This window comes from Microbispora sp. ZYX-F-249 (assembly GCF_039649665.1).
Lineage (GTDB): Bacteria > Actinomycetota > Actinomycetes > Streptosporangiales > Streptosporangiaceae > Microbispora > Microbispora maris.
On the sequence record NZ_JBDJAW010000090.1, the window covers coordinates 1 to 7,474 of the forward strand.

Annotated in this window: 3 protein-coding genes; 1 reads left to right on the forward strand and 2 read right to left on the reverse strand. The window is 68.7% G+C overall.

The genetic code is table 11. The features are described 5' to 3' along the window. Nucleotides 1–282: 282 nt before the first annotated feature. Both AAH991_RS39450 and AAH991_RS39455 read right to left on the reverse strand, forming a co-directional pair. The gene (locus tag AAH991_RS39450; RefSeq protein WP_346231075.1) at nucleotides 283–2,193 is read right to left on the reverse strand and encodes an OmpL47-type beta-barrel domain-containing protein; all 1,911 of its coding nucleotides are present in this window, start codon (nucleotides 2,191–2,193) and stop codon (nucleotides 283–285) included. Nucleotides 2,194–2,331: 138 nt separating this feature from the next. Beyond that, nucleotides 2,332–6,360 carry a ThuA domain-containing protein gene (locus AAH991_RS39455; protein ID WP_346231076.1) on the reverse strand — a complete coding sequence of 1,343 codons (4,029 nt, stop codon included), beginning with the start codon at nucleotides 6,358–6,360 and terminating at the stop codon, nucleotides 2,332–2,334. Between the two features lie 904 nt (nucleotides 6,361–7,264). On the opposite strand from AAH991_RS39455, the gene AAH991_RS39460 reads away from it, so the two are divergent. Beyond that, the coding region (locus tag AAH991_RS39460) for a hypothetical protein (protein WP_346231077.1) at nucleotides 7,265–7,474 on the forward strand (210 nt) is incomplete at its 3' end.

Here is a 7,474-nt window from a genome sequence, read left to right on the forward strand (position 1 = left end):
CGCCGCTGCCGTTGGCGGGGTCGTCGTCGGCCAGCGCGGGACCGGTCAGACCGGCGCCGGCGAGCGCGACGCCGAGCACCGACGCGGCGAGCACCTGCGTGGTCCTGGTGATTTTCATGTTCACTCCATAAGTGGGGGGCCGGGGCCGGCCGGCGCACCGACCGGCCCCTGTTCACTGCGTTCCTGCGGCGGCGTCCCCCGCGCGTACACCGTGGCTGTACCGTCGCGTACACCGCGGTCACCGCCGGTGCGGTCAGCGGCGGCTGACCGCCGTCGGACGGCTCAGCCGCAGCTGACCGCGCCGTAGTCGGCCTCGTAGGACGAGGTGACCTTCTTGCCGTCGATGAACGAGGTCCCCGTGACAGTCACCTTGCCCGCGTCGATCTGCTTGGCGCGGGTGTTGAAGGACTGGTAGGCCTGCTTGCCCGGGGCCACGTCGGCCACGGTCTTGGTGCCGTACGGAGTGGTCAGCGTGATCGTGGCCGGCACGTCGCCGTCGTTGACGGCCGTGACCGCGACGTACGCCGACGTGCCCACGCAGCGGGACGAGGCGGTGACGGTCAGCGGCGTCTTGGCGGTCGGCGGCGCCACGACGACCGTGAACGTGGCGGTCGCGACGTTGGAGGTGTTGCCCGCCTTGTCGGTGGCCCGGTAGCCGACGGTGTGCTCTCCCGGCTGGTCGATCACGAGCGGCTTGGTGTACAGCGCGAACGGCTGCCCGTCGATCGAGTGCTCGATCGTGTCCACGCCGGAGCCGGAGTCGGTCGCGGTGATCGTCAGCGTGGCGGAGCCCACGTAGTTCCAGGCCCAGTCCATGGTGCCGGTGAGCTGCGCCGACACCGTCGGCGGGGTGGTGTCGTCCTGCCTCGGCGCCACCACGGTGAAGGTCACCGACCCCGCCTCCGAGGCGTTGCCGGCCTTGTCGGTCGCCCGGTACCGCACCGTGTGCTTGCCGACCTGGTTCACCGACACCGGAGCCGTGTAGGCCTGGAACGCCCCGTCGTTCAGCGAGTACTCCACCTTGTCCACACCGGACTCGGTGTCGGTCGCCGAGATCGTCACCGTGGCGGAGCTCACGTAGTTGCCGTCGGCGTCCTTGGTGCCCGACACCGACGCCGACACCGTCGGCGGGGTGGTGTCCTTCGACCCCGAGTCCGCGACCGTGAAGGTCACCGACTCGACGTCGGAGGCGTTGCCGGCCTTGTCGGTGGCCCGGTAGCTCACGGTGTGCTTGCCCGGCTGGTCCACCTCGAGCGCCTTGGTGTACAGCGCGAACGGCTGCCCGTCGATCGAGTACTCGATCGTGTCCACCCCGGACTCGCCGTCGGTCGCCGAGATCGTGACGGTGGCGGAGCCGGTGTAGTTGCCGTCGGCGTCCTTGTCACCCGTCACCTGCGCCGACACCTGCGGAGCGGTGGTGTCCTGGGCCGGTGGCGCGACCACCTTGAACGACACCGACGCGACCGCCGAGGCGTTGCCCGCCTTGTCGGTCGCCCGGTACTGCACCGTGTGGGAGCCCACCTGGTTCACCGACACGGGAGCCGTGTAGGCCTGGAACGCCCCGCCGTCCAGGGCGTACTCCACCTTGTCCACACCCGACTCGCTGTCGGTGGCCGAGACCGTGACGGTGGCCGAGCCGACGTAGTTGCCGCCGGCGTCCTTCTCGCCCGACACGTTGGCGGACACCTGCGGTGCGGTCGTGTCGGTGGGGCCGCCGGCGGTGACCACGAGCTCGCCGACCATCGTGTGGCCGGGGATCGCACAGAAGAAGCGGTACGTGCCGGGAGTGAGGTTCACCTGAACCTCGTGCCGGCCGCCGTTCACGTCGAACGGGCTGGCGATGATGTTGACGGTGACGTCGTTGTTGTATTCGGGCGACGTCGAGTCGAAGGTCAGCGTGTGCGTCATCCCGAACGTGTTGCCGGTCGCCGTGCTGTTCTCGAAGACGATCGTCGTGGGTCCCGCGACCGCCGTGGTCGGCGCGTCCTTGTACGCCGTCATGCTGTTGTCGGCGGTCCAGGTGAGCACCTGTGCCGCGGCCTGGTTGACCTGCGAGCGGGCATCCGGCTGCGGAGCGGCGGCCTTCGCCGGCGACAGCCACAGCGCCGGAAGCGCCAGGCACAACAGCAGCAGTGCCACGGTGACGCCCAGCGCCCTCCGTGATTTTCCTACCAGTAACGATGCGGTCTGCATCTGAGGTCGCACCTCGCAAAACGTGTGTCGGCGACCGAAGGGCTTCGGTCCGCCTGAGGGGGATGGGGCGGGGTGCCGGGCGGAGGAGTCCTCCGCCCGGCTGCCGGCGTTGCCGGACTCGATCGTGTCAGACTCTCCCTAGAGCTCCCGCACCCGGATGTTGCGGAACTCCGCGAGGTCGGTGTCGCTGTGGTTCTGCAGCCCGATGAACCCGCTGATGAACTGGCGCAGGCTCGTGTCCGGGTCGCCGGCGCGCGACGACTTCTTGCCCGGGGTGTTGTCGAACTCGTTGATCACGACGCCGTTGCGGATGATCGTGTAGTGCTGCCCGACCACCCGGACCTCGTAGTCGTTCCACTGGCCCTTCGGGGTCGCCCCCGCCTTGTCGAGGGTGTTCGACTGGAAGTTGTAGACCGAGCCCGTCTTCTGCGACTCGCCCGTCTCGCCGTCGTAGATCTGGATCTCGTGGCCGCAGTAGACCGCGACCCAGGCCTCCGACGTGCGGGCCGATCCGACCGTGCCACAGCTCCCGGTCGGACGCCGGTCGAGCGGGGTCCGCAGGTCGGGGAACCGGACGAACACGCCGGTGTTGGCCCGGGCCGTGCCGGGCGCGACGTCACGGAACTGCAGCCTCACCGAGAAGTCGGCGTACGCCTTCTTCGAGTACCACAGCATGCCCATCCCCCCGGAGGTGCGGAGGGTGCCGTCCGCCTGCAGGTTGAACCGGCCGGTCGGAGCCTGGCTCCACCCCTGGAGAGACGCGGGCGTCCCGTCGAAGATGGTCTCGTAGCCGATCGTCTTGCCGATGTCGGACTTCGCCCCCGCGTCGTTGATCGCGGTGGCCTCCTTGCCGTCGATGACGCCGGCCTTGCTGAGCTCGTTCACCATGTCGCTGAGGTAACTGACGAACTCGGCGTGGTTCGGCCACGTGCGCTCGTCGTCGATCAGGTCGTTGATCGTGCAGCCGCCGTCGACGACGCGGTTGGCCACGCCGGTGTCGGTGTCCAGCAGCCGGACCGTCGGCCGGGCGTCGGGCGCCGGGCAGCCGATCTCGACGGCCACCTCGCCGGTCGCCACCTCGCCGTTGGCGTAGGTGACCTTCAGCTTGGCCTTGTAGGTGCCGAAGTTCGCGTACGTGTGCGTCGGGTCGGCCTCGGTCGACGGCTCGCTGCCGTCGCCGAAGTCCCACTCCCACTTCACGCCGCCGGCCCGGGTGCTGGAGAACACCACGGTCTTCGGCGCGCTCTGCCGCTCCGGCCGCGCCGTGGCCAGGCTCGGGTTCGGCGTCGCCGGACCACCCTGGTAGGAGATGCGGATCAGCTTCTGGTTCCGGTCAAGGCTGAAGAAGCCACCGGCGTAGTCCAGCATGTACAGCGCGCCGTCCGGGCCGAACTTGGCGTCCATCCACGACTGGAGCTGGGTGGCGCCGCCGCCGGGCTGGATGATGGAGCGCAGGTCCTCGGCGAAGACCGGCGGCTTCGCGTCCTTGACGCCCTTCGGGTCGACGGTGACGGCGATCCGGTTGTTCGCGTTGGACTCGTCACCGATGAACCACTTGTTGTCCCAGTACGCCGGCCACGCGACACCGCTGTCGGTGTCGACCTCGTCGCGGTGGTAGGTCGGGCCGGGCATTACCGCCTGGCCGCCGCCGGAGAGGTAGGGCTGGGTGAGGATCTCGTCGCCGAGCTTGTAGGTCGGCAGGCCGCTGCCGTCGGTCCGCTTCGGGTAGACCGGGCCGCCGCCCTGGGGCGAGTACCAGATCATGTTGTCGCGGGCCGGCGGGATGTCGACCAGGCCGGTGTTGCGCGGCGAGTTGTTCTTCAGGTCGTCGCAGTTGTACCAGCCGGTCGGCTGGTTGGCGTCGGTGTTGCTGCGGTCGCGGTAGGGCTGCTTGTTGCCCATGCAGTACGGCCAGCCCTGGTTGCCCGCGGACGTGATGATCGTCGCGGTCTCGTACTTCGCCGGGCCCCAGGTCTCGCTCGGGGCGCCCGCGTCCGGACCGACCCAGCCGGTGGTGAGCCAGTCGTTCTTCTTGTCCCAGGCGAGCCGCGTGACGTTGCGGACACCCATCACGTAGATCTCCGGACGGGTCTTGCCGCCGCCCTCTTCCTTCCCGGTGAACAGGTTGCCCTCCGGGATGGTGTACGTCCCGTCGGCCTCCGGGTGGATACGGATGATCTTGCCGTTCAGGTCGTTGGTGTTGCCGGCGGTGCGCCGGGCGTCCTGGAACGAGGTGCCCTTGTAGTCCTGGGTCCAGTTGTTCCCGGAGTATCCGCTCGATCCGCCCGAGGAGTTGCTGTCACCGGAGGCGACGTACAGGTTGCCGTCCTCGTCGAAGGTCATGCCGCCGCCCGCGTGGCAGCAGCTGTGGATCTGCGTGTCCCACTGCAGCAGGTCCTTGCGGGTCTTCTGGTCGATCGTCTGGGCGGCGAAGTCGTAGGTGAACCGGGAGATGGTCCGCTTGCCGATCCGCTTGTCCCTGTCGATCGACTCGTGCGGCATCCAGTAGACGTACAGCCAGCCGTTGTCCTGGAACTTCGGGTCGGGCGTGATGCCGAGGAGACCCTCCTCGTTCTTCACCAGCTCGTCGCCGCTGCCGCGGTTGCCCATCACGTCGAGGGTGGTGAGGAGCTTGACCTGCTTGGTCTTCGGGTCCCACTGGTGGATCGTGCCACAGCCGAGGCCGACCTTCGGGTTGTTCCAGTCGGCGATCGGGCCGCTGGGGCAGGCCGCCTTGCCGACGTAGAAGACCTTGCCGTCGGGGGCGACGGTGAGTCCGTGCGGCTCGCCGATCTGGTCGAGCTGGCCCGACTGGTTCTGCGCGGTCAGCCGCTCGGTCTTGTAGTTCGCCGCGATGGTCGCCTGGCAGTCGCCACGGACCAGACCGGCCGCCCACTTGATCGCGCCGCCGAGGTGGCTCTGGAACTGCTCGTCCTCGGTGTAGCTCTCCTCGGTGCCGCCCATGCCGGTGTAGAAGGACCGGCCGCCGTCGTAGTCACGGCACCACGAGATCGGGTGGAACGCGCCATTGCCGTTCAGGCCCGCCTTGTAGGTCCACTCCTCGACCTGCGCGACCGTGTGGACCTTGCCCAGCGGGTTGGGGCTCCAGTTCATCCACCTGTCGGACCGCGTCGCGTTGAACGGCAGGCCCTTGTTCGCCGGGTGCTGGCGGTCGGTGAAGTCCACCGTGGCCTTCTGCACCTGGCTGTCCGGCGGAGGCCCGGCGTCGGGGCCGAACAGCCGCAGCTCGGCCAGCTGGACGAGTGGCTCACCGCTGTTCGCCGTGATGTTCAGGCGGTAGTACGCGTACGCGGTGGTGTTCTCGAACTTGTATTCCTTGGTCTGGAACCGCTGCGGGAACGTCTCACCGCTCCGCTTGTCCAGGTCCGTCCAGCTCTTCCCGTCCTGGGAGCCCTGCAGGGTCCAATCCTTCGGGTCACGGCCGGGGAAGTCGTTGGCCGAGGTCAGCGCGTAGTGCGCGATCGCCTTCGGCTGCTCCAGCTTCGCCGAGACCCAGCCGGTCGGGTTGAACGTCAGCCACTTGCTGTTGTTGTTCCCGTCGAACAGCTTCTCTTTGGTCTCGTTCGGCGGGTTGTCGCTGTTCGCCGCGATCTCCACGACCTTCTCGGCGGGCGGCAGACTGCCGGCGGGGCGGCTGCCGACCAGCTCCGTGAACCACGACGAGTCCGCCTGCGCGCGAACGGCGTCGTGGACGCCGACGAACCCGCCGCCGTCCCTGATGAAGGTCTGGAACGCGGCCTCCTGCGCGGCGTTCAGCGTCACGCCCTTGGCCGACAGGAACACCACGCCGCGGTAACGCGCGAGGTTGCCGGAGGTGAAGACGGCCGGGTCCTCGGACACCTCGACGGAGAAGCCGTTGTCCTCGCCCAGTTCCTTGATGGCCTCCGCGGCCTTGTCGACCGGATCGTCCTGTTGCTTGGCCGGACCATGGAACACCAGAACGGAGACCGGCTTGTCGGCGTCCTGCTGAGAAGAGGTGGAGTCGGCCTGCGCCTGCAGGGCGGGCAACGCCAGGGCGGATGCGGTCTGCGCCTGCGCGGCGGGGACCGTCGCCAGTCCCAGCGTCAGGGCGGCGGTGGACGCCGTGATCAGTGCACGGCGCCAGGCTGGTGGTCGAGGGTGTACGAGCAGGTCTCTGCGACCCATCGTTCGCTCCTTCGGGTTGGGGGGTTGGATCAGCACCTTGCGGAGGTCGCCCGGCCGGCCGTGGCGGCGGCCGGGCACGCGAATGCCGGAGGCCACGGGGTCTCACCGATCCCCTTTCTCCTTTCGCTTGCCGATCGGCCCCGGCCGGGGGTTCGGGGGAAGCCGCGCGATCACCGCGGCGCTCCCAGCGCGTGCGGCATCACCGTTCGTCGCACTGTCGCCGCGGGGGGCGCCGCGGGTGTCGTCACGCTGCCGGCGGGTGATCGCCGCGGAGCACGTCGCGGACGCCCGGCTGATCGCGTGCAGCGGCCGGCGGCCGTCCGTCGGACGGCGGCTGAGATGAGGGTTCGTCTTTCCGGGATCAGGGCGGGGAGACGTCATGCCGGCGACACCCGGCGGCGGTGCCGCCGGGGCGTGTTCCGGCATGTGTGAGCCGCAGGCCCGCCAGAGCGGAAGGGGGCGGGCCGTGCAGGGCGGATGTCGGCCGTGGGGGGTGTCGCCGAAGCACCGCTGAGCCTTTCGGGAGAGTCTCGGAGGGATGCGTGGGCCGGGTTGGTGATGCTCAAGACGCTGTGGAATGCGGCGATTCGGTTGCGTCAATTTGGTGGTTTGCGCTCAACGTAGCAGCCTCACAGCACTTCATCCAGACCCGTGACAAAGTTCTCTTGCTCACGACGTTACTTCTTGACATCTTGATAGAACTATCGCCTACTTCCATCAAAAGCTTTAAGCTACAGCGTCGAAAGCCTCGCTGGCTGGCTCCAACGGTCGATCCCGGCCGGGTCGCTCCCTCTAAGCGAGCCGGCATTGAGACCTCGCGCCGTTGCGACCGGCTTGCCACGGCCTGGATCATGAGCAGTTACCGCCTCACGGCTGCGAGGCGTCACGACCGGATTGGGGAACCATGACCGAGGTAGGTAGGGGTACGACGCGAGGCCTGTTCTCTCGGCGCGCCTTCGCCACCGCCGCGACGACCGTCGCGTTCGCCCCGCTGGTCGGGACGAGCCAGGCCAACGCGGCGTCGGGTGAGAAGGTCACGGGCGAGCCCGAGAACGGCGACGTCCGCCGCATCACCCTCTACGCCGAGAAGCTGCCGGACGGTCAGCTGGCTTAT

What these genes read in the sequence shown, in the direction of transcription:
- AAH991_RS39455 (WP_346231076.1), bottom strand. Translation starts at nt 6,360, where the DNA reads ATGGGTCGCAGAGACCTGCTCGTACACCCTCGACCACCAGCCTGGCGC.
- AAH991_RS39450 (WP_346231075.1), bottom strand. Translation starts at nt 2,193, where the DNA reads ATGCAGACCGCATCGTTACTGGTAGGAAAATCACGGAGGGCGCTGGGC.